Source organism: Streptomyces curacoi (assembly GCF_001513975.1).
Taxonomy (GTDB): domain Bacteria; phylum Actinomycetota; class Actinomycetes; order Streptomycetales; family Streptomycetaceae; genus Streptomyces; species Streptomyces curacoi.
Genome location: NZ_KQ947992.1, coordinates 107,049 through 127,513, shown reverse-complemented (window position 1 = coordinate 127,513; position 20,465 = coordinate 107,049). Strand labels below are relative to the sequence as shown.

The 20,465-nt window shown below is 69.3% G+C and carries 18 protein-coding genes and 1 riboswitch; of the genes, 8 read left to right on the top strand and 10 right to left on the bottom strand.

From position 1 onward, the window contains the following. Positions 1-52 precede the first annotated feature (52 nt). From AQI70_RS28750 to AQI70_RS28715, 8 genes are all read left to right on the top strand, one after another. Entirely contained in the window at positions 53-2,188 is a 2,136-nt protein-coding gene (locus AQI70_RS28750; protein ID WP_062155135.1) for a carbon starvation CstA family protein, read from the top strand. Beyond that, complete coding sequence (locus AQI70_RS28745) at positions 2,163-2,360, top strand: CstA-like transporter-associated (seleno)protein (RefSeq protein WP_062155134.1); 198 nt, start codon at positions 2,163-2,165, stop codon at positions 2,358-2,360. Before AQI70_RS28750 ends, AQI70_RS28745 begins: the two co-directional genes overlap by 26 nt. Positions 2,361-2,488: 128 nt before the next feature. Beyond that, positions 2,489-2,752 (top strand): DUF3311 domain-containing protein, encoded by a 264-nt coding sequence (locus tag AQI70_RS28740; protein WP_079051525.1) that lies wholly within the window; start codon positions 2,489-2,491, stop codon positions 2,750-2,752. Continuing rightward, positions 2,749-4,359 carry a monocarboxylate uptake permease MctP gene (gene mctP, locus AQI70_RS28735; protein WP_062155130.1) on the top strand — a complete coding sequence of 537 codons (1,611 nt, stop codon included), beginning with the start codon at positions 2,749-2,751 and terminating at the stop codon, positions 4,357-4,359. The genes AQI70_RS28740 and mctP overlap by 4 nt, the downstream gene beginning before the upstream one ends. Before the next feature lie 72 nt (positions 4,360-4,431). After that, positions 4,432-4,938 (top strand): GNAT family N-acetyltransferase, encoded by a 507-nt coding sequence (locus AQI70_RS28730; RefSeq protein WP_062155128.1) that lies wholly within the window; start codon positions 4,432-4,434, stop codon positions 4,936-4,938. Between the two features lie 18 nt (positions 4,939-4,956). After that, positions 4,957-5,130: riboswitch (cobalamin riboswitch) on the top strand. A gap of 122 nt (positions 5,131-5,252) precedes the next feature. After that, positions 5,253-7,631, top strand: a complete 2,379-nt coding sequence (locus AQI70_RS28725) for a ribonucleoside-diphosphate reductase subunit alpha (protein WP_062155126.1) — start codon at positions 5,253-5,255, stop codon at positions 7,629-7,631. After that, positions 7,631-8,644: a ribonucleotide-diphosphate reductase subunit beta gene (locus AQI70_RS28720; RefSeq protein WP_003998041.1), complete on the top strand. Its 1,014-nt coding sequence runs from the start codon at positions 7,631-7,633 to the stop codon at positions 8,642-8,644. Before AQI70_RS28725 ends, AQI70_RS28720 begins: the two co-directional genes overlap by 1 nt. A gap of 259 nt (positions 8,645-8,903) precedes the next feature. After that, on the top strand, positions 8,904-9,869 hold the full coding sequence (locus AQI70_RS28715; protein WP_062155124.1) for a GlxA family transcriptional regulator: 966 nt from the start codon (positions 8,904-8,906) through the stop codon (positions 9,867-9,869). A gap of 1 nt (position 9,870) precedes the next feature. Here the strand turns inward: AQI70_RS28715 and AQI70_RS28710 are convergent, their stop codons facing one another. The 10 genes from AQI70_RS28710 to AQI70_RS28665 form a co-directional block, all read right to left on the bottom strand. Then, a complete protein-coding gene (locus tag AQI70_RS28710; protein ID WP_062155122.1) occupies positions 9,871-11,256 on the bottom strand; it encodes a bifunctional albaflavenone monooxygenase/terpene synthase in 1,386 nt (461 codons plus the stop codon). After that, a complete protein-coding gene (gene cyc1 / locus AQI70_RS28705) occupies positions 11,253-12,338 on the bottom strand; it encodes an epi-isozizaene synthase (protein WP_107117109.1) in 1,086 nt (361 codons plus the stop codon). The genes AQI70_RS28710 and cyc1 overlap by 4 nt, the downstream gene beginning before the upstream one ends. Before the next feature lie 293 nt (positions 12,339-12,631). Continuing rightward, positions 12,632-13,282, bottom strand: coding sequence for a peptide deformylase (gene def, locus AQI70_RS28700; protein ID WP_062155118.1), 651 nt, complete (start codon positions 13,280-13,282; stop codon positions 12,632-12,634). A 73-nt stretch (positions 13,283-13,355) separates the two neighbouring features. Continuing rightward, positions 13,356-14,336: a tetratricopeptide repeat protein gene (locus AQI70_RS28695; protein ID WP_062155116.1), complete on the bottom strand. Its 981-nt coding sequence runs from the start codon at positions 14,334-14,336 to the stop codon at positions 13,356-13,358. Positions 14,337-14,444: 108 nt separating this feature from the next. Further along, the gene (locus tag AQI70_RS28690; RefSeq protein WP_062155114.1) at positions 14,445-15,698 is read right to left on the bottom strand and encodes an HD-GYP domain-containing protein; all 1,254 of its coding nucleotides are present in this window, start codon (positions 15,696-15,698) and stop codon (positions 14,445-14,447) included. Then, positions 15,695-17,002 (bottom strand): HD-GYP domain-containing protein, encoded by a 1,308-nt coding sequence (locus AQI70_RS28685; protein ID WP_062155112.1) that lies wholly within the window; start codon positions 17,000-17,002, stop codon positions 15,695-15,697. Before AQI70_RS28685 ends, AQI70_RS28690 begins: the two co-directional genes overlap by 4 nt. 129 nt (positions 17,003-17,131) lie before the next feature. Next, positions 17,132-17,434, bottom strand: coding sequence for a mycothiol system anti-sigma-R factor (gene rsrA / locus AQI70_RS28680; protein WP_003998049.1), 303 nt, complete (start codon positions 17,432-17,434; stop codon positions 17,132-17,134). Continuing rightward, positions 17,431-18,126, bottom strand: coding sequence for a sigma-70 family RNA polymerase sigma factor (locus AQI70_RS28675; protein WP_003998050.1), 696 nt, complete (start codon positions 18,124-18,126; stop codon positions 17,431-17,433). Before AQI70_RS28675 ends, rsrA begins: the two co-directional genes overlap by 4 nt. A 257-nt stretch (positions 18,127-18,383) precedes the next feature. Next, a complete protein-coding gene (locus AQI70_RS28670; RefSeq protein ID WP_062155507.1) occupies positions 18,384-19,013 on the bottom strand; it encodes an alpha/beta hydrolase family protein in 630 nt (209 codons plus the stop codon). A 19-nt stretch (positions 19,014-19,032) separates the two neighbouring features. After that, the gene (locus tag AQI70_RS28665; protein ID WP_062155110.1) at positions 19,033-19,848 is read right to left on the bottom strand and encodes an SOS response-associated peptidase; all 816 of its coding nucleotides are present in this window, start codon (positions 19,846-19,848) and stop codon (positions 19,033-19,035) included. Positions 19,849-20,465: the final 617 nt, after the last annotated feature.

Below are 20,465 nucleotides of genomic sequence, written 5' to 3'. Positions count from 1 at the left end.
CCTTTCCTGTTCTAGGTTCCTCCCGTCGCCGCATGGACGGGAGGACTGCCCGGTGCGTACCGCGAACCCCCGAACCGTCGTCATCTGGACCCTCGTCGCGCTGGTGGGCGCCGCCGGCTGGACCGTGCTCGCACTGTCCCGCGGGGAAGAGGTCTCCGCCGCCTGGATGGTCGCCGCCGCCCTCGGGTCGTACGCGATCGCCTACCGCTTCTACGCGAAGTTCATCGCGTACAAGGTCCTGAAGGTCGACAGGACCAGGGCCACCCCGGCCGAACGCCTCAACAACGGCATCGACTTCCACCCCACCGACCGCCGCGTCCTCCTCGGCCACCACTTCGCGGCGATCGCGGGCGCCGGACCGCTGGTCGGCCCGGTCCTGGCCGCGCAGATGGGGTATCTCCCGGGCACGATCTGGATCATCGTCGGCGTCATCTTCGCGGGCGCGGTCCAGGACATGGTGGTGCTGTTCTTCTCCACCCGCCGGGACGGACGGTCGCTCGGCCAGATGGCCCGGGAGGAGATCGGCCCGTTCGGCGGCGCGGCCGCGCTGATCGCCGCCTTCGCCATCATGATCATCCTGCTCGGTGTGCTGGCACTGGTGATCGTCAACGCCCTCGCCCAGTCGCCATGGGGCACCTTCTCCATCGCGATGACGATCCCGATCGCCCTGCTGATGGGTTTCTACCTGCGGGTCCTGCGCCCCGGCCGGGTCACCGAGGTGTCCCTCATCGGTGTCGCGCTGCTGCTGTTCGCCCTGGTCGCGGGCCGTTGGGTCGCCGAGTCCTCATGGGCCGACACCTTCACCCTCGCGCCCTCGACGCTGGTCGTCTGGCTGGTGGCGTACGGCTTCATCGCCTCGATCCTGCCGGTGTGGATGCTGCTGGCGCCGCGCGACTACCTCTCCACCTTCATGAAGGTCGGCACGATCGTCCTGCTCGCCCTCGGCGTGGTCATCGCGCTGCCGACGCTGAAGATGGACGCGGTGACGGACTTCGCCTCGCGCGGCGACGGCCCGGTCTTCGCGGGCTCGCTCTTCCCGTTCGTCTTCATCACCATCGCCTGCGGCGCCCTGTCCGGCTTCCACTCGCTCATCTCGTCCGGTACGACGCCGAAGATGATCCAGAAGGAGACACAGGTCCGGATGATCGGCTACGGCTCCATGCTGATGGAGTCGTCGGTCGCCGTGATGGCGCTGGTGGCGGCGAGCATCATCGACCCGGGTCTGTACTTCGCGATGAACGCGCCCGCCGGGGTCATCGGGGACACCGTCCAGAACGCCTCGCAGGTCGTGGGCAGTTGGGGCTACCAGATCTCACCCGAGGCGCTCGCCCGGGCGGCGGAGAACGTCGAGGAGGCGTCCCTGCTCTCCCGGACCGGCGGCGCGCCCACCCTCGCCATCGGTGTCTCGGAGATCTTCTCCCAGGTCACGGGCGGCGGCTTGCGGGCCTTCTGGTACCACTTCGCGATCATGTTCGAGGCGCTGTTCATCCTGACCGCGCTGGACGCCGGCACCCGGGTGGGCCGGTTCATGCTCCAGGACATGCTGGGCAACGTCCACCGGCCCTTCAGGAACGTCAGCTGGAAGCCCGGCCTGGTCGTCACCAGCGCGGTGGTGTGCGGCCTGTGGGGATACTTCCTGTGGGTGGGCGTCCACGAGCCCCTCGGCGGCATCAACCAGCTGTTCCCGATCTTCGGCATCGCGAACCAGCTGCTCGCCGCGGTCGCCCTCGCCGTCTGTACGACCCTGCTGGTGAAGTCCGGCCGCCTCAAGTGGGCCTGGATCACCGGGGTCCCGCTCGCCTGGGACGCCACGGTGACGCTCACCGCCAGCTGGCAGAAGGTCTTCTCCAGCGATCCGAAGGTCGGCTTCTTCAAGCAGCGCCAGGTGTTCCAGGACGCCATCGACCGCGGCGAGGTCCTGCCGCCCGCCAAGAGCATGGACGACATGCACACCGTGGTCACCAACTCCACGGTCGACGGCGTCCTCTCGGCGGTCCTCGCGCTCCTGATCGTCGTCGTGATCGCCGACGCGTTGCGGGTCTGCGTCCGGCATGTCCGCCGCCCGGCCCTGTCGACGCTGAGCGAGGCGCCGTACGTCGAGTCGAAGATCACCGCTCCGGCCGGGCTGTTCCCGACGAAGGAGGAGAAGGAGGAGGAGCGTCGTGCGGTCGCTTCGGCGGGTTCTTAGAGGTGTGCGCTGGTACGTGCGCGAGCTGACCGACGAATCGGCGTACGACCGCTATGTCGCGCACCTGCGGCGCGAGCACCCCGACGCGCGGGTGCCCTCCCGACGCGATTTCGAACGGATGCGGACCGACCGCCAGGAGCAGGACCCGCGGCAGGGGTTCCGCTGCTGCTGAGCGCCCCGCCGCTCCGCACACCAACCCTCCACATCCGATATGCGGACGGGGTCTTCCGCTGTCGTTGCACCGTCACCTACATTGCCTGCGCGTTTCATAGGTGATCAGTGAGGGGACGGAGCCGTCAGATGTCAGATGCCCCAGAAGTGAACAGAGCGGTGGTGACACCCATACGGGTCGTCATCGCGCTCTGCCTCGGCGCGCCCTTCGTGGCGATGCTGTGGGTCGGTTCGTACGCCAAGACCGATCCGGAGTTCGCCGGCATCCCGTTCTTCTACTGGTACCAGATGCTGTGGGTCCTGCTCTCCACGCTGCTGACGATGGTCGCGTACAAGCTGTGGCAGCGTGACCAGCGCGCCCGCGCCTCCCAGAAGGGCGGTGCGGCGGAATGAACGGCGGTGTGAACGGCGTCGCGCTCGGCGTCTTCATCTTCTTCTTCCTGGCCGTCACGGTCATGGGCTTCCTGGCGGCGCGCTGGCGCAAGGCCGAGAACGAGCACAGCCTCGACGAATGGGGCCTGGGCGGCCGGTCGTTCGGCACCTGGATCACCTGGTTCCTGCTCGGCGGCGACCTGTACACGGCGTACACCTTCGTGGCGGTCCCGGCGGCGATCTACGCGGCGGGCGCGGCCGGCTTCTTCGCGGTGCCGTACACGATCCTCGTCTACCCGCTGATCTTCACCTTCCTGCCCCGCCTGTGGTCGGTCTCCCACAAGCACGGCTATGTGACGACCTCGGACTTCGTGCGCGGCCGCTTCGGCTCCAAGGGCCTGTCGCTGGCCGTGGCCGTCACGGGCCTCCTGGCCACCATGCCGTACATCGCGCTCCAGCTGGTCGGCATCCAGGCGGTGCTGGACGTGATGGGCGTGGGCGGCGGCGAGAACACCAACTGGTTCATCAAGGACCTCCCCCTCCTCATCGCCTTCGGTGTGCTGGCGGCGTACACCTACTCCTCGGGACTGCGCGCCCCCGCGCTGATCGCGTTCGTCAAGGACACGCTGATCTACATCGTGATCGCGGTGGCGATCATCTACATCCCGATCAAGCTGGGCGGGTTCGACGAGATCTTCACCGCGGCCAGCGAGAAGTACACGAAGGCCGGTGCGGGCGGCCTGATCCCGCCGGAGGCGGGCCAGTGGACGTACGCCACGCTGGCGTTGGGCTCCGCGCTCGCGCTGTTCATGTACCCGCACTCGATCACCGCGACGCTCTCCTCCAGGAGCCGTGAGGTGATCCGCCGCAACACCACGATCCTGCCGCTGTACTCCCTCATGCTCGGCCTGCTGGCCCTGCTGGGCTTCATGGCGATCGCGGCCGGAGTCTCGGTCACCAACCCCCAGTTGGCGATCCCGCAGCTCTTCGAGGACATGTTCCCGTCCTGGTTCGCGGGCGTGGCCTTCGCGGCGATCGGCATCGGCGCGCTGGTGCCGGCCGCGATCATGTCCATCGCGGCCGCGAACCTCTTCACCCGCAACATCTACAAGGACTTCATCAAGCCGGACGCCACTCCCGCGCAGGAGACCAAGGTGTCGAAGCTGGTGTCCCTGCTGGTGAAGGTGGGCGCCCTGGTCTTCGTCCTCACCATGGACAAGACGGTCGCGATCAACTTCCAGCTGCTGGGCGGCATCTGGATCCTGCAGACCTTCCCGGCGCTGGTCGGCGGTCTGTTCACGCGCTGGTTCCACCGCTGGGCGCTGCTGGCCGGCTGGGCGGTGGGCATGGTCTACGGCACGGTGGCCGCGTACGGCGTGGCGTCGCCGACGCAGAAGCACTTCGGCGGCTCCGCGAAGGAGATCCCGGGCATCGGGGAGATCGGCTACATCGGTCTGACCGCGTTCGTGCTGAACGTGGTGGTGACCGTGGTGCTGACCTTCGTCCTGAAGGCGGCGAAGGCTCCGGAGGGCGTCGACGAGACGAGGCCGGAGGACTACACGGCGGACGCGGGCGACCCGGGTGTCCAGGTGGAGCTGCCGCCGGCGACTGCGGGCTCGTCCCACTGAGCACCTGTCATCGACGGGCCGCCGGAGAAGTCCGGCGGCCCGTTGTCGTACCCGTCCGCCACACTGACCTGCATGGACATCGTGATCCGGCAGGTGGAACCCGACGAGTACGAGGCCCTCGGTGAGATCACCGCGCAGGCCTATCTCCAGGACGGTCTGCTCGACTTCGGGGAGAGCGACGAGTACCTCGGCGAGCTGAAGGACGTGGCCAAGCGGGCGGCCGCCGCCGAGGTGCTGGTCGCCGTGCACAGCGGCCGCGTCGTCGGCGGCGTCACCTTCGTACCGTCCGGCGGCCCCATGGCCGACATAGCCGGCCCCGGCGAGGCGGAGATCCGCATGCTGGCGGTCTCGCGGGAGGCACGCGGCCGGGGCGCCGGCGAGGCCCTCGTACGCGCCTGCGTCGAGCGGGCACGGGCCACGGACGGCTGTGTACGCATCGTCCTGTCGAGCCAGCGCACCATGCACAGCGCCCACCGCATCTACGAACGCCTGGGCTTCGTCCGCACACCCGAGCGGGACTGGAATCCGATCCCGCACCTGTCCGACATCACTCTTCTCACCTATGAGTTGACGCTCTGACACCACCGCGACACAACATCTGGGGGTGGCGTGGCAGGTGAGCACAAGATGTATGCTCATCCTCGCTGTCGCCGCAGGGGAATCCGGTGCGAATCCGGAACTGTCCCGCAACGGTGTACTTGTGCATGTCTGTTCCCGGAACCGCCGTGCACAGGAGTCAGTCCGAGGACCTGCCGACAGCGCACCCGGCCATCCGGTCGGCGTGCCTGACGTCCGGGCCTCGTGGAATGGGCCGGTGGACGCGACGCCCCGTGCGCTCGTGTGCTGCCCCTGCCCTCGGCGAGGCCCCCGTGCCGAGCGAGGGAGAGCCCCACGTGACCATCGCGCCAGCAGATCCGGCCTCAGCAGCCCTGGTGGACACCGACGGTCCCGGTGCCGCGCTGCTGCGGACCCTGACCGAGCTGACCGCCGACCTCCCCGACGCCGACCCCGGCCGGGTCGCCGCCGCCGCGCTGCGCGGCCGGTCCGCACGGGCTGCCTCCGAAATCACTGCGGAGCTGCGCGAGCTGGCCACCGAGGCGGCGGCCGGCCTGATCTCCGAGGACCCCGCCTACTCCCGGCTGGCCGCCCGGCTGCTGACCATCTCCATCGCCGCCGAGGCCGCCTCCCAGGGCGTCACGTCCTTCACCGAGTCGGTCGCGGTCGGGCACCGGGAGGGGCTCATCGCCGACCGCACCGCCGAGTTCGTGCGCGTCCACGCCGCCCGCCTCGACGCCCTCATCGACACCGGCGCCGACGACCGCTTCGGCTACTTCGGCCTGCGCACCCTGCACAGCCGGTACCTCCTGCGGCACCCCCTCACCCGCAAGGTCATCGAGACGCCCCAGCACTTCATGCTGCGCGTCGCCGCCGGCCTAGCCGAGGACGACACCGCCGGGTCGGTGGACGAAGTCGCCGCGCTCTACGGACTCATGAGCCGCCTCGACTACCTGCCCTCCTCCCCCACGCTCTTCAACTCCGGCACCCGGCACCCCCAGATGTCGTCCTGCTACCTCCTCGACTCCCCCAAGGACGAGCTGGACTCCATCTACGACCGCTACCACCAGGTCGCCCGCCTGTCGAAGCACGCCGGCGGCATCGGCCTCTCGTACTCCCGCATCCGCTCCCGGGGTTCGCTGATCCGCGGCACCAACGGCCACTCCAACGGCATCGTCCCGTTCCTGACGACGCTGGACGCCTCGGTCGCCGCCGTGAACCAGGGCGGCCGGCGCAAGGGTGCCGCCGCGGTGTATCTGGAGACCTGGCACTCCGACATCGAGGAGTTCCTGGAGCTGCGCGACAACACCGGTGAGGACGCCCGCCGTACGCACAACCTGAACCTCGCGCACTGGGTCCCGGACGAGTTCATGCGCCGGGTCAACGCCGACGGACAGTGGAGCCTCTTCTCCCCCGCCGACGTGCCCGAGCTGGTCGACCTGTGGGGCGAGGAGTTCGACGCCGCCTACCGCAAGGCCGAGGAGGCGGGCCTGGCCAGGAAGACCATCCCGGCCCGTGACCTGTACGGCCGTATGATGCGCACCCTCGCGCAGACCGGCAACGGCTGGATGACGTTCAAGGACGCCGCCAACCGCACCGCCAACCAGACGGCCCTGCCCGGCCATGTCGTCCACTCCTCGAACCTCTGCACGGAGATCCTGGAGGTCACGGACGACGGGGAGACGGCGGTCTGCAACCTGGGGTCGGTGAACCTGGGCGCCTTCGTGGACCCGACGCGTCAGGACATCGACTGGGAGCGGCTGGACGCCACCGTCCGCACCGCCGTGACCTTCCTCGACCGCGTCGTCGACATCAACTTCTACCCGACCGAGCAGGCGGGCCGCTCGAACGCCAAGTGGCGCCCGGTGGGCCTGGGCGCGATGGGCCTGCAGGACGTCTTCTTCAAGCTGCGGCTGCCCTTCGACTCGGCCGAGGCGAAGCGGCTCTCCACCCGGATCGCCGAGCGCATCATGCTCGCCGCGTACGAGGCGTCCGCCGACCTCGCCGAGCGGGGCGGCCCGCTCCCGGCCTGGGAGAAGACCCGTACGGCCCGTGGGGTCCTCCACCCCGACCACTACGACGTCGAGCTGACCTGGCCGGAACGCTGGGCGGCCCTGCGCAGCCGTATCGCCACGACCGGCATGCGCAACTCCCTGCTGCTCGCCATCGCGCCCACCGCCACCATCGCGTCCATCGCCGGCGTCTACGAGTGCATCGAGCCGCAGGTGTCCAACCTGTTCAAGCGCGAGACGCTCTCCGGCGAGTTCCTCCAGGTCAACTCCTACCTGGTCAACGACCTCAAGGAGCTCGGCGTCTGGGACGCCCGCACCCGGGAGGCCCTGCGCGACTCGGGCGGGTCGGTGCAGGACTTCGCCTGGATCCCGGCGGACGTACGGGCCCTGTACCGCACGGCCTGGGAGATCCCGCAGCGCGGCCTGATCGACATGGCGGCGGCGCGGACCCCCTTCCTCGACCAGTCCCAGTCCCTGAACCTCTTCATGGAGACGCCGACCATCGGCAAGCTCTCCTCGATGTACGCGTACGCCTGGAAGCAGGGCCTGAAGACGACGTACTACCTGCGCTCGCGCCCGGCGACCCGCATCGCCCGCGCCGCCCAGGCGCAGGCCCAAGCCACCATCCCCGTTCAGCAGCCGGCGCCCGAAGACGCCGTCGCCTGCTCCCTGGAAAACCCCGAGTCCTGCGAGGCCTGCCAGTAATGACCACCCGTAATCAGAATCTCCTCGACCCGGGCTTCGAGCTGACCCTGCGCCCCATGCGCTACCCCGACTTCTACGAGCGCTACCGGGACGCCATCAAGAACACCTGGACCGTGGAGGAGGTCGACCTCCACTCGGACGTGGCCGACCTGGCCAAGCTCACGCCCGCCGAGCAGCACCTCATCGGCCGTCTGGTGGCCTTCTTCGCGACGGGTGACTCGATCGTCGCGAACAACCTGGTGCTGACCCTCTACAAGCACATCAACTCCCCGGAGGCGCGCCTGTATCTGTCGCGCCAGCTCTTCGAGGAGGCCGTCCACGTCCAGTTCTATCTGACGCTGCTGGACACCTACCTCCCCGACCCGGAGGACCGCGCCGCCGCCTTCGCGGCCGTGGAGAACATCCCCTCCATCCGCGAGAAGGCCGAGTTCTGCTTCAAGTGGATGGACTCGGTGGAGAAGCTCGACCGGCTGGAGAGCAAGGCCGACCGGCGCCGCTTCCTGCTGAACCTGATCTGCTTCGCCGCGTGCATCGAGGGCCTGTTCTTCTACGGCGCCTTCGCCTACGTCTACTGGTTCCGCAGCCGCGGCCTGCTGCACGGTCTGGCCACCGGCACCAACTGGGTGTTCCGCGACGAGACGATGCACATGTCCTTCGCCTTCGACGTCGTCGACACCGTCCGCAAGGAGGAGCCGGAGCTCTTCGACGACCAGCTCCAGCAGCAGGTCACCGACATGCTGAGGGAGGCCGTCGAGGCCGAGCTGCAGTTCGCGCGCGACCTGTGCGGTGACGGCCTCCCGGGCATGAACACCGACTCGATGCGGCAGTACCTGGAGTGTGTCGCCGATCAGCGTCTGACGCGTCTCGGCTTCGCTCCGGTGTACGGCTCCGAGAACCCCTTCTCCTTCATGGAGCTGCAGGGCGTTCAGGAGCTCACCAACTTCTTCGAGCGGCGTCCGTCGGCGTACCAGGTGGCGGTGGAGGGCACCGTCGACCTGGACGAGGACTTCTGAGCCTGCTCAGCCCTCTGAGCCTGCTGAGCCTTCCGAGTCGCGGCGGAGTGCTCCGCCGCCCTCAACTGGCGGTCGATCCGGCGCTCGTGGAGATGCCCCACGAGCGCCGGGCCCGCGAGGAGGACGAAGAGGACCAGGACGGTGACGTATCCGAGGAATGCGTTCATGCGGTAATCATCGTCGCGGCCCCATGCTCCTGACAGTGGCAGGACTGCCGCACACTCTCGATTTACTGCCAGAGACACGGCACACTGGCAGCATGCTGAAGAACGTCGCCGCCGTCCTCCTCGACGGTGTGCACCCCTTCGAACTGGGCGTCGTCTGCGAGGTGTTCGGCATCGACCGCAGTGACGACGGGCTGCCCACCTATGACTTCGCCGTCGTCTCCGCGGAGGGCCCGACGCTGGCCACACACGTCGGCGGGCTCACCCTCTCCACGCCGTACGGCCTGGAGCGGCTGGCCGAGGCCGACCTGATCACCGTGCCGGCCGGCAACGACTACGTCACCCGCGACTATCCGCCCGAGCTGCTGGACTGCCTGGTCAGCGCCGTCGAGCGGGGTGCCCGGGTGCTCAGCGTGTGCTCCGGCGCGTTCGTGCTGGGCGCGGCCGGACTGCTCGACGGGCGGCGGTGCAGTGTGCACTGGCGGCACGCCGCGGAACTGTCCCTACGGCATCCGCGGGCGATCGTCGAGCCCGATGTGCTGTACGTCGACGAGGGCCCGGTCATCACCAGCGCCGGCACCGCCGCCGGGATCGACGCCTGTCTGCACATCGTGCGGCAGGAGCAGGGGCCCGAGGTCGCCAACAAGATCGCCCGGCGGATGGTGGTACCGCCGCACCGGGACGGCGGGCAGGCCCAGTACATCGAGCGTCCGCTGCCGCGCTCCCAGTGCGACACGGTCGGCGAGGTGCTGGCCTGGATGGAGCGCCACCTCGACGAGGAGGTCACCGTCGAGCAGCTCGCCGAGCGCGCGCACATGTCCCCGCGCACCTTCGCCCGCCGCTTCCAGCAGGAGACCGGCACGACTCCGTACCGCTGGATCCTGCGCCAACGCGTCCTGCTGGCCCAGGAGCTGCTGGAGGCGACGGACGAGACGGTGGACGCGATCGCCGGTCGAACAGGGTTCGGCACGGCGGCCGCGCTGCGCCATCAGTTCGTACGCGCGCTGGGGACGACCCCGAACGCCTACCGCAGGACGTTCCGGGGATCCGAGGCAGCCTGAACTACTCCCAGGGCACCGGCTTCAGCAGCAGGTCGTGCGGGCGGAGCGTGATGCCCACCCGGGTCGCGTCGTTGGAGCCCGACACCTGCTCGAAGCGGTACTTGCTGGACAGCGCCGCCGTGATCAGCGTCAGCTGCGCCATGGAGAAGTGGTCACTCGGGCACTTGCGGTTGCCGACGCTGAACGGGCTCATGGCGTACTTCGGCACCTCCTTCACGCGTTCCGGAAGCCAGCGGTCGGGGTCGAACTCAAGGTTGTGCGCGTACGACTTCGGGTCGCGCTGTATCGCGTAGGGGCTGTAGATGATGTCGGCCCCGGCCGGAATGCGATAGCCGCCGAGTGACGTATCGGTCACCGCTCGTCGCGTCAGAATCCAGACCGCGGGGCGCAAACGCATCGCCTCCACGACGACATTGTTGGTGTGCCTGAGCGCCCGGACGTCCTCGAATGCGACGGGTCGGCCACCGGTCACGGATTCGACCTCCGCGCGCACCCTCGCCGCGTGTTCCGGATGTTCCGCGAGCACATGCAGCAGCCACATGATGGTGGAGGCCACAGTTTCGCTGCCCGGGGTGACTATCGCGACGACCTGATCGTGGATCTCCTGTTCCCCGATGGGGTCGCCATTCTCGTCCTTCGCCTCCAGCAATGCCGTCAGCAAATCGTCCGGCTTTTGACCAGATGCCCTCCGTTCGGCCACGATCTCGTCGACCAGGAGATGCAAATCGGCCAGAGCCCGGTTGAATTCGCGGTTGGGCGGGAGAGGCAGGTTGTACAGCGGCCCGAGCGGGATCACCATCCGCCGGTACATGCCCCGGAAGACGGTGGCGAGCGCGACGCACAGCCGCTCGGCCCGCTCGTCCATGTAGTCGCCGCGCAGCAGACAGCGGGCCGCGATCCGCACGGCGATCCGGAAGGACTCGGAGGTGCAGTCGACGGTCTCGCCGGGCTTCCAGCGCTCGGTCAGCGCATGCGCCTCCTCCTCCATGATCGGCCCGTACGCGGGGATCGCGTCCAGCCGGAAGGCGGGCTGGATGGTGCGCCGCTGACGCCGGTGCCGTGGGCCGTTGGCGGTGGCCACACCCTCCTTGCCGAGCAGGCCTTCCAGGGACTCCCACAGCGGCCCGTCGATCTTGAAGTCGGTGCTCAGCGCCAGGGCGCCGGTGAGCTCCGGCGTGGTGACGGCGTACACCGTCTTCGGGCCGAGCCTCAGCCGTACGACGTCGCCGTGCTCCCGGAGCCCGGCCATGAAGGCCAGCGGATCTCGGACCAGCTTCCAGCCGTGACCGAGAAGCGGAACTCCGCCGCCCGCGAGGGGCGGCTCACGCAGCTCTCCCTGGGACGCCGCAGCGACCGGGGCTCCGGGCTTCACAGACTCGACGGTCATTTCTCACCTGCCGCTTCGTTGTTGACGTACGGGGGCGTGGACCGGTCGTCCCAGCTGTCGACCATGTACCGGCCGGACTCGTGGTGGAACCAGTAGACCGAGCTGAACCAGTTGCGCATATTGCTGACGCAGGCGCGTACGGCGGCGCTGAGTTCCTTTCCCCGCAGCGTTCCGTCGGCCAGGGAGTCGGCGAGTTCCAGGGCTTCCCGCTCCGCCACCAGGAAATCGGATATACAGGTCTCGACCCGTCGCCTGACTTCCTTCACAGCCTCTTCCAGGGGCAGCCCCTTGTCTTTGATGAGACTGATTCCGAGATTGTGGACCTCATCGCCTGCGATTTCCTTGGGGAGCGAGCAGAGATCGTTGTACCAGGCGGCGAATTCCTGGCTCAACAACGCGGCCCGCCGATATGCCGGGTGTTTCCGAACGTGCTCCGGCAGTTCCAGCCCCGCACTCGGCTCCAGCAGATCGGTCCAGATCCAGTGCGCGAACGTGAGCCGACGCAGTGCGAGGTATTCCTCCACCGTGGGTATGTTCCCCTCGGTGCGGTTGCGGAATTCCCGGTCGTACGCCTCGATCACCGCGTGGAAGTGCCGGGCGAAGCGGATGTTCCAGGTGCGGGGCAGGAACGAGTACAACCGCACCATGCTGTCCGCGAACCCGGCGACCAGCGGGTCGTCGTGGTGCAGATGCTCCTCGGGGGAGTCGAGTGCCGCGTGCAGGCGGAACCTCAGGCGCCGCCAGGCGGCCGGTCGGTGGTGGACGATGTCGCGGTCGTGCCGGTCGTCCCAGACGAAGAACCACGCGCTGTAGTCCCCGATCGCCTGGAGGACCTCGTCGGGAGCGCCAATGTAGTACCCCGCCATCAGGTCGGTGTAGCAAAGGCCGTCGGCATATTCCTCGACCTTGTCGGCCGGCATCAGCCGTTTTTCCAGCAGCCAGGTGCGTGTCTTCTCCTGGAGCCTGGGCCAATACGGATGGAGTTGCCTGGGAAACGCTGCTTCGATCACCGGAAGAGCGAGCGATGGTGGAACTGGCACCGCCGTCGGTGTGGATGTGGTGCTGTGTGAGAAAGCATGCACGAACAAACCCCTCTCAGCCGCCAGTTGAACACGCCCCTCCCGCTGTGCCGGGCGTGCGCCGTTGCGTATCCCCGCCCCTCCCATTCAGCACTACAACTGACCGTTCTGGGAACGGATTTGCTTCATTCACTACCCCACAGTGCCGAGAATCTCCCCCTATGTGACTGGATCTGGATCACCACCTGCGTGTATGGGATCGAACGTGCGACGGACATGCGAACGGCGCCTGGTCAGGAAGGTGAACCTGAACAGACGCCGTGCGGGTGGGGCCGGTGGGCCTTGGGGCGGAGGCCTCAGTCGTTCGCGACCACGGGGTAGCGGGGCTCGTTCTCGGCCATCTGCCTCAGCGCGTCCTTGCGCTCCCGCTTGGAGAGGCGGTCGATGTAGAGGTAGCCGTACAGGTGGTCGGTCTCGTGCTGCAAACACCGAGCGAAGTACCCGGTGCCGCGCACCTTGATGGGGTTGCCCCGCTCGTCCTGCCCGGTCACCTCGGCGTAGTCCGGGCGGGCCAGCGGCGCATATGCCGTCGGCACCGAGAGGCAGCCCTCGTTGCTGTCGTCCAGGCGGCGCTTGTCGGCCGGCAGGTCGACGAGCTTCGGGTTGCAGACCACGCCGACGTGCCGGACGCCCTGGTCGTCCTGGCAGTCGTAGACGAAGACCTTCAGATCGACACCGATCTGGTTGGCGGCCAGGCCCACGCCCTCGGCGGTGCGCTGGCTGGCGAACATGTCGTCGACCAGCTTCAGCAGCTCGTCGTCGAACTCGGTGACGTCCTTGCACTCCTTGTGGAGCACCGGGTTCCCGACGACCGTGATGGGCCGCGAGGTGCCACGCTCGCGGTACGCCTGCTCGCGCTCCTCGCAGTCCTCCGTGTCGATGACGAACCCGTCGTCGTCGACGGGGAGCACGCCCGCGTGCTGCTGATCGGTGTCCTGCTGGGCCATGACCGACGTATGCCTTCCTGCACAAACAAAGAACAAAGGGGGGTGTGACGCTGATACAGGGTACGGCGAACGCTCAGCAGACCTCTTCGAGATCCCGCCAGTCCCGGGAGTCCGGGCTGTCCGCGACCCACCCGTCCAGCAGTCCCCGCACGAGTGAGGCGGGCGCCGCGACGCCGCACTCCCGCTCCGGCACCCACAGCTGCCCGTCGGTGCGGTGCCCCAGCGGCCCGGGATGACCCGGTTCACTGTGGTCGTGCGGGTCCAGGTGCTCCCCGTCGCCCTCGTCGGACGGCATCCGTGACTCGGAGCACATCCGGCACAGCAGCCGTACGGACGACGACCAGTCCTCCGCGGCGAACCCGGCGTCCGCGGCGAGCTGCTCCAGGGCGTCCCGGTCGGCCTCGGTGGCGGCCTCCAGGAGCACCACCCACGTCGGAACCGGCGAGGGCGCCCACAGCTCGATCTCGTCGAAGACCGGGTAGGCGTGCCCGGAGGACGTGGTCCGCTCCCCGTGGGGCACCCCGTCGTGCAGCACGACCTCGCCCCAGCGCCGCCCGGAGGACGGCAGCGGGATGGACAGCACCTCGATCCGGGCGGGGTCCAGCCGGCGCCCCCACACGACCTCGGCCTCCCCCTCGGGGGACAGTCGTACGGCCGCGCTGCCCAGGTCCATGCCGACCGGCTCGCCGGAGTCGGTGGCACCGCCGGGCACCCGCAGCCCGTAGGCCTGCCAGGCCCGACGGGCCAGCGGCCAGTCCTGCAGGGCGGTGGCGGCGATACCGACGTTCCACCAGTCGGGTGCCCCGGTCTCCCGGTCGAGCAGCGCCACGGCGCGCAGTCCGGCGGCCCGGGCCTGCTCCCAGTCGTGCCGGAACTTGTGCAGCAGGGCGAGGTTGAACCAGGACTCGGAAAGCCAGGGCTCCAGATCGGCGGCCCGCGTCAGCAGCGCGCCCGCGTCCTCGTACCGGCCGTCGCCGATCAGTGTGAACGCGCGGTCGGTGGCCTGCCGCCAGGAGGCGGAGGGCCGGTGCCGTCCCTTGCCGAAGATCCTCACGATTCCCGCCTGCCAGTTCCGTGGAGTGGGCTGGCTAGTGCTGCCCCCGGACACCCTCTCATTCGCATCCAACCACGTACGGCTGGAAGGGCGCTCATTACCCATGGGTTACCCCGCCACAGGCAAAGTCAGACCGTCTCTGGACAGTACCCGTGCGAGCGATTCCACCACCTCGGGCGCGTAATCTCCGGCGGTGCCCAGCCGCAGCTCCTCCAGCGCCTTCAGCGGCCCGCCCGGCCCGGCGTCCCGTGTCTTCTCCTCGTAGGCGTTCACCGCCCGCACGATCCGCGCGGCGACCGGCTGCTCCGGGCAGGGGTCGGCCAGCCGCTCCACAACCGTCGCCACCTGCGGGTTCACCCCGGTCTGCCGTACGACGGCCCCGCCGAGCAGCGCGATCCGCCGCTGCTCCTCGACGGGCAGCGCGGCCGTGGCCCCGGCCGGCACCGGGTCGACCAGGCTCAGCTGCCCGATGTCGTGCATGAGGGCCGCGTACTCCAGCACGGTGAGTTCGGCCTCGGTGAGGCCCAGGTCCCGGCCGACCTCCCGGCTGAGCGCCGCCACCCGCCGGGCGTGTCCGGTCGGGGTGTACCCGGCGATCTCGGTGGCGCGGGCGAGGGAGGCGATGGTCTGCCGGTAGGTGGTCCGGACGGCGGCGTACCGGCGGAAGGACATCTGGGTGAGCAGCAGGGGCAGCGAGAAGACGGGCAGCGCCCACAGCCCGACCACGGCGACCGCGAGGGCCATCACCGCGCCGGTCGCGCAGACGGCCGACCCGATCCCGAGGGTGGCCCGCAGCTCGTCCCGCAGCAGCGGCCCGAACGGCCACCGGGTCCTGGAGTGCGCCAGCGCGGCGGCGAGCAGGGCGTCGCACAGGGCGGTGAGGACGAGGATCGCGAGCAGGAGCAGGGCGTAGGCGGAACCCCAGCCGTGGAAGGTGCCCTGGTTGTACAGGGGCTGGAAGCAGACGGCGGCGAAGCCGACGGTGAACACGCGCCGGGCGAGATGGTCGGCCACGGGGCGGCCCCGCGCGATGTGCGGCACGCTGCCGAGGAGCGAGGCGGCCAGGACGACGGTGACGACCTGGAGGACGCCGTGGTGGGTGGGGTCTCCGCCGTCCTCCCCCAGCAGGGCGTACGACAGCGCCGCGGCGGCACCGAGCGGCGCGGCCTCCCGCCCTTCCGCGCCGGTCCACCGGGTCAGTTCCCCCACGGTGACGAGGACCCCGAAGGCGAGGGCGACACCGCGTTCGTCGAGGCCGTGCCAGAGGGTGCCGAGCAGGCAGACGGCGGCCAGGAGGGCGGCGCAGGTGTGGACGAGGGTAAGGAGAAGGGGTGGTCGGCCGGGGGCACGCGGGCCGCTCATCGGTGCGCTCCCGGGGCGCTGGAGACCGGCGGGCGGGCAGGGGGCGCAGCCGCGTCGTCGGCGGTCACGGCGGGATGCCACCCGTACTGGTCCACGGCCCGGGCGAGGGCGGTCACCATCCGCGGGTCGAAGTGCGACCCCGCGCACTTCTCCAGCTCCCCGAGGGCCACGGAGACGGGCCGGGCCCTCGAATAGCACCGGTTCGACGTCATCGCGTCGAACGCGTCCGCGACCGCCACCACCCGCGCCGACTCCGGGATCTGGCTGCCGGCCAGCCCGTAGGGGTACCCGCTCCCGTCCAGCCGCTCATGGTGGTGCAGTACGGCGGCCCGCGCCTCCCCGAGAAAGGAGATGCCCCGGACCATCTCATGGCCGTACTCGGGATGCAGTTCGATCACCCGCCGCTCCTCGGGGGTGAGCGGCCCGTTCTTGCGCAGCAGCCGGGTGGGCACGCCGAGCTTCCCCACGTCGTGCAGGATCCCGGCGAACCGCAGCACCTCGATGCGCTCGTCGTCCATGCCCAGCTCACGCGCGATCATCATCGAGGCCTGCCCGACCCGCTCGCTGTGCCCGCGGGTGTAGCCGTCCTTGATGTCGACGGCCTGGACGAGCGCCCGGATGGTCGCCTGGTGAGCCGCTCGTTCCCGGTGGTACTGGGCGAACACCCACCACGACACACACATCGGCAGCAGCACGAGCAGCGCGGCGACGGGGCCGTACGGACTGCACCACAGCACGGCCATCATGAGCCCGGCCAGACCGTGCACGGCGATGGGTGCGAGCGACCGGGCGAACAGCCCCCGCCAGGCGCGCCGCACCGGCGAGCGCTCGGCGAGCGCCGACATGCCTCCGTCCAGCGCGGTCAGCACCGCACAGAACGCCAGCACCGCACCGCCGGCCGGCAGCAGCGCGCCCGGCAGGTCGCCCGCCCCGACGGCCTCGCGCCCGCCCAGCGCCCAGTGCACCCGGGCCGTCGCCCAGACGGCCACCGCGAGCTGGGCGGCCCGCCAGATCCGCCGGGTCCAGCGCGGCCGTTGCCCGGCCGGCGCCAGCAGCGCGCCCGGCACCGCGACCAGCGCGGCGGCGGACGGCGGCAGCAGGAAGGCCCCGGCGAGCAGAACGGGGTAGAAGGTGCCCGCGAACCACCACCGGGCGGCGACCTGCTCACCGGCGGCATACAGCGCGGCGAGCAGAACGGCCGCCCACCAGGGCGTGTGAGTGGTGGTCAGCGGAAGGAGGCAGCCCAGGGCGCACAGCGCCACACCGGCGACGTAGACACGTGCCCGTGCCGGTATCGCCTCCATCTCCGACGCCCTCCTCCGCCATGACCTGTTCAGCTCAACGGAGCCTAGGTCGGCAAAGGGGGCAACTGTGGCCTTGTCACGCGCCGATTAGCACGTTCGGGTGACGACAGCCCGTTCCCGGAGAGGAGTTCAGGACTCCTGCGGGGTGGCGGTCACGTCGTGGTCGGGCACGGCCTGGCCGGAGCGGATCAGCTCGATCCGCCCCATGACCTTGGCACGCAGGTCCGTCGGCACGTCGTCATGCCCGCAGCAGCGCTTGACCAGCTTCTTCACGGCCTCTTCGAGGCCGTACTTCTCCAGGCACGGCGAGCACTCGCGGAAGTGCTGCTTGAACTTGTCGCGATCGACGTCCGGCATCTCACTGTCGAGAAACTCGTACAGATGGTCCAGGACCTCACTGCAGTCCGTCTCGTGCGGCTCTCCGCAGCTCATGAGCCCGAGCCTTTCGCTTCGTTCGAGTCTCCGGCGCCGGCCGGGACCAGCCCGCGCTCACGGGCGTAGTCCTCGAGCATGCCGCGCAGTTGACGGCGGCCCCGGTGCAGCCGGGACATCACCGTACCGATGGGTGTCCCCATGATGTCCGCGATCTCCTTGTACGCAAAGCCCTCTACGTCGGCGAGGTACACGGCGATGCGGAATTCCTCGGGGATCGCCTGGAGCGCTTCCTTCACGTCCGAGTCGGGCAGGTGGTCGAGCGCCTGCGACTCCGCGGAGCGCAGACCCGTCGACATGTGCGACTCGGCGCGGGCGAGCTGCCAGTCCTCGATCTCCTCGGCCGCGCTGCGCTGGGGTTCACGCTGCTTCTTGCGGTAGGAGTTGATGAAGGTGTTGGTGAGGATCCGGTACAGCCACGCCTTGAGGTTGGTGCCTTCACGGAACTGGTGGAAGGACGCGTACGCCTTGGCGTACGTCTCCTGCACCAGGTCCTCGGCGTCGGCCGGGTTGCGCGTCATGCGCAGCGCGGCCGAGTACATCTGGTCGAGGAATTCGAGTGCGTCCCGCTCGAAGCGCGCGCTGCGCTCGGCGGTCGTCTCCGTGGACGTGTCCACGCTCGTGCCCAGACCCTCGGGCTGCTCCGCCTGGCCGTTGTCGGTCCCTGCGTCGGTACCGGGAACCGGACCCACCTCCTCAAGATTGCGGGCAGGACCGAAACCGGTCCCACCTGAATCGGAGGATAGACGACCTGCCGTACCTGCCGCCCCTCGAATAGGAGCGGTCCTGGCCGCGTGCAGCACCGTCCAGTCCAGGTCACTGCGGCTGCTGCGGGCCGGGCAGAAGGTCGAACCCATGCGGCGGACTTCCTCTCCTACGACGTCGGCGCTGGTGGTTCAGCACCGCTTTCCGCGACAACAGAGAGCGGGGCCCCGACATTCCCGAAGCTTTACCCGAGTGACCCGGTCCACTTCACGACCGCGTCGGTGATGACCGCCACGGCCTCGTCCTGCCCGAGGGGCGCCCGCTTGGGCACGGCGAACCCGTGATCGGCGTACGGCACCTCGACGATCCCGTGGTCGCCGTCCGGGAACTCCTCCGGCTTCCCGAACGGGTCGTTCCCGCCCTGTACGACGAGCGTGGGCACCCCGGCCCCGAGCAGTTCGCCGGCGCGGGACTTCTCGGGCCTGCCCGGGGGATGCAGCGGGAAGCTGAGGGCGAGTACGGCGTGCGCCCCGAGTTCCACGGCCGTACGGCAGGCGACCCGGGCCCCGGCGCTGCGGCCGCCGGAGATCACCGGCAGTCCGGGCGCGGCTAGGGCGGGCCACAGTCCCCGCCACCCGAGGTCGAGGGTCTTGGGCGCGGGCGCCACCTTCTTGCCGGCCACCCGCCAGGGCTGCTCCACGCGGGCGACCGTCACACCGTGGGCCGGCAGGACCTCGGCGAGCGCCTTGAGGTCCCGGGCCTCGATGCCGCCTCCCGCGCCGTGGCTCACGGCCAGGACCAGCCGTGCCTTCTTCGCCCGGTGCCAGGTGATGCGGGCGTCCCCCGCCTCGGTACCAATGATCTCGGTGGTCACATCAGACTCGGTCGTCACATCAGAAGAGTGTGCCCTCTTCGGGGCCCTCCAGTTCCTTCAGCAGCTCCGGGCCGTTGTTGCGGACGTTGCTGACCAGGGTGGAGACGGGGTAGGCGCGCATCAGTCCGGCCGGCGGCGGTTCGAGCAGCGCCCGCAGCTCCTCCGGGTCGGTGCGGGACGGGTCCAGCCAGGCGTCCCAGCGGTCCGGGGTCAGCATCAGCGGCATCCGGGGGTGGATGTCGGCCAGCGAGTTCGGGCCCTCGGCGGGCGCCACGGCCAGCGGGGTCGTCTCCGCCTCCGTCGTGATGACGGAACAGGTCACCCACCAGGCCTGGGGATGCTCGTCGGGCAGCGTCCGGTCCCGCCAGAACTCGTAGAGCCCGGCCATCGCGAACACCGACCCGTCGGCGGGCAGCACGAAGTACGGCTGCTTGCGCGGCCGTTTGCGCTTCCCCTCGACCTCCAGGTCCCGCTCCTGCTTGCCGGTCACCCACTCGTAGTAGCCGTCGGCGGGGATGATGCAGCGCCGGGAGCCGAAGGCCCTGCGGTACGACGGCTTCTCGTGCACCGTCTCCGCCCGTGCGTTGATCATCTTGAAGCCGCTCTCGGGGGTCTTGGACCAGCTGGGCACCAGCCCCCACTTCAGCTTCCGCAGCTGCCGAACCGGCCGAGGGTCCTCCACGTCCTTCAGCGGACGGTCGAGAACGACGTGGACCTCCTTCGTCGGAGCCACGTTGTAGTCCGGCTCCAGGGTCTCCTCCGGCTCCCACTTCTCGATCTCGAAGATGCCTGCGAGATCCTCGGGTCCACGACTCGCCGCATACCGTCCGCACATATGAAGCCACCCCTCCGACCTGCGGAAACGCTAGATCATGCCGTCTCGGTCAGCACCACGGTGCTGACTGAACACGTCCAAGGTTGGCAGACCGGTGCCGCCGCCAGGCATCGGAAGGGGCGGCTCACCGCCTCACTGCGGTGCTGCGAACGGCCCTGTGCCGGCCGCCTGATGGACGGCGAGCAGGCAGCCCGCCTGGAACCGGCTCTCGGACCCCAGTCGTGAGCAGCAGGACGACCCGCCGTTTCAGCTGTTCCGCGACGTCGGCCGCGTCGAACGGCCCGCTCCGGGGCCACGGCCACCGGCGACGGCGACTGCTCCTGTCCCTTCTGAACCAGGCCCAGTTCCTCCGACACTCGCGGTCGTCGATCATGCCCGATTCATTGCCCACAATCCCGTTAAGCCCCCTCCTTATCAGGAGGTCACGGACATTGATGATCTACCACAATGGCGATTGACGGAACTGTTACCCTCACAACGGCAGTCCCGGAAAAGCGCCGAAAGGAAGCATTGGACACATGATGTCCCTCTTAATCCCTTTCCCGACCGACTGCGTTTTCGCGGCGGGAAGCGCCGCAGGGGGCGGCAGCGCAGGAGTCGGCGCGAACGACTCTCAC

Bases quoted from the DNA above. Each gene is read 5' to 3' on its own strand.
- AQI70_RS28740 (WP_079051525.1), top strand. From the start codon at position 2,489: ATGTCAGATGCCCCAGAAGTGAACAGAGCGGTGGTGACACCCATACGG.
- mctP (WP_062155130.1), top strand. From the start codon at position 2,749: ATGAACGGCGGTGTGAACGGCGTCGCGCTCGGCGTCTTCATCTTCTTC.
- AQI70_RS28730 (WP_062155128.1), top strand. From the start codon at position 4,432: ATGGACATCGTGATCCGGCAGGTGGAACCCGACGAGTACGAGGCCCTC.
- AQI70_RS28720 (WP_003998041.1), top strand. From the start codon at position 7,631: ATGACCACCCGTAATCAGAATCTCCTCGACCCGGGCTTCGAGCTGACC.
- AQI70_RS28715 (WP_062155124.1), top strand. From the start codon at position 8,904: ATGCTGAAGAACGTCGCCGCCGTCCTCCTCGACGGTGTGCACCCCTTC.
- AQI70_RS28710 (WP_062155122.1), bottom strand. From the start codon at position 11,256: ATGACCGTCGAGTCTGTGAAGCCCGGAGCCCCGGTCGCTGCGGCGTCC.
- def (WP_062155118.1), bottom strand. From the start codon at position 13,282: ATGGCCCAGCAGGACACCGATCAGCAGCACGCGGGCGTGCTCCCCGTC.
- AQI70_RS28690 (WP_062155114.1), bottom strand. From the start codon at position 15,698: ATGAGCGGCCCGCGTGCCCCCGGCCGACCACCCCTTCTCCTTACCCTC.
- AQI70_RS28685 (WP_062155112.1), bottom strand. From the start codon at position 17,002: ATGGAGGCGATACCGGCACGGGCACGTGTCTACGTCGCCGGTGTGGCG.
- rsrA (WP_003998049.1), bottom strand. From the start codon at position 17,434: ATGAGCTGCGGAGAGCCGCACGAGACGGACTGCAGTGAGGTCCTGGAC.
- AQI70_RS28665 (WP_062155110.1), bottom strand. From the start codon at position 19,848: ATGTGCGGACGGTATGCGGCGAGTCGTGGACCCGAGGATCTCGCAGGC.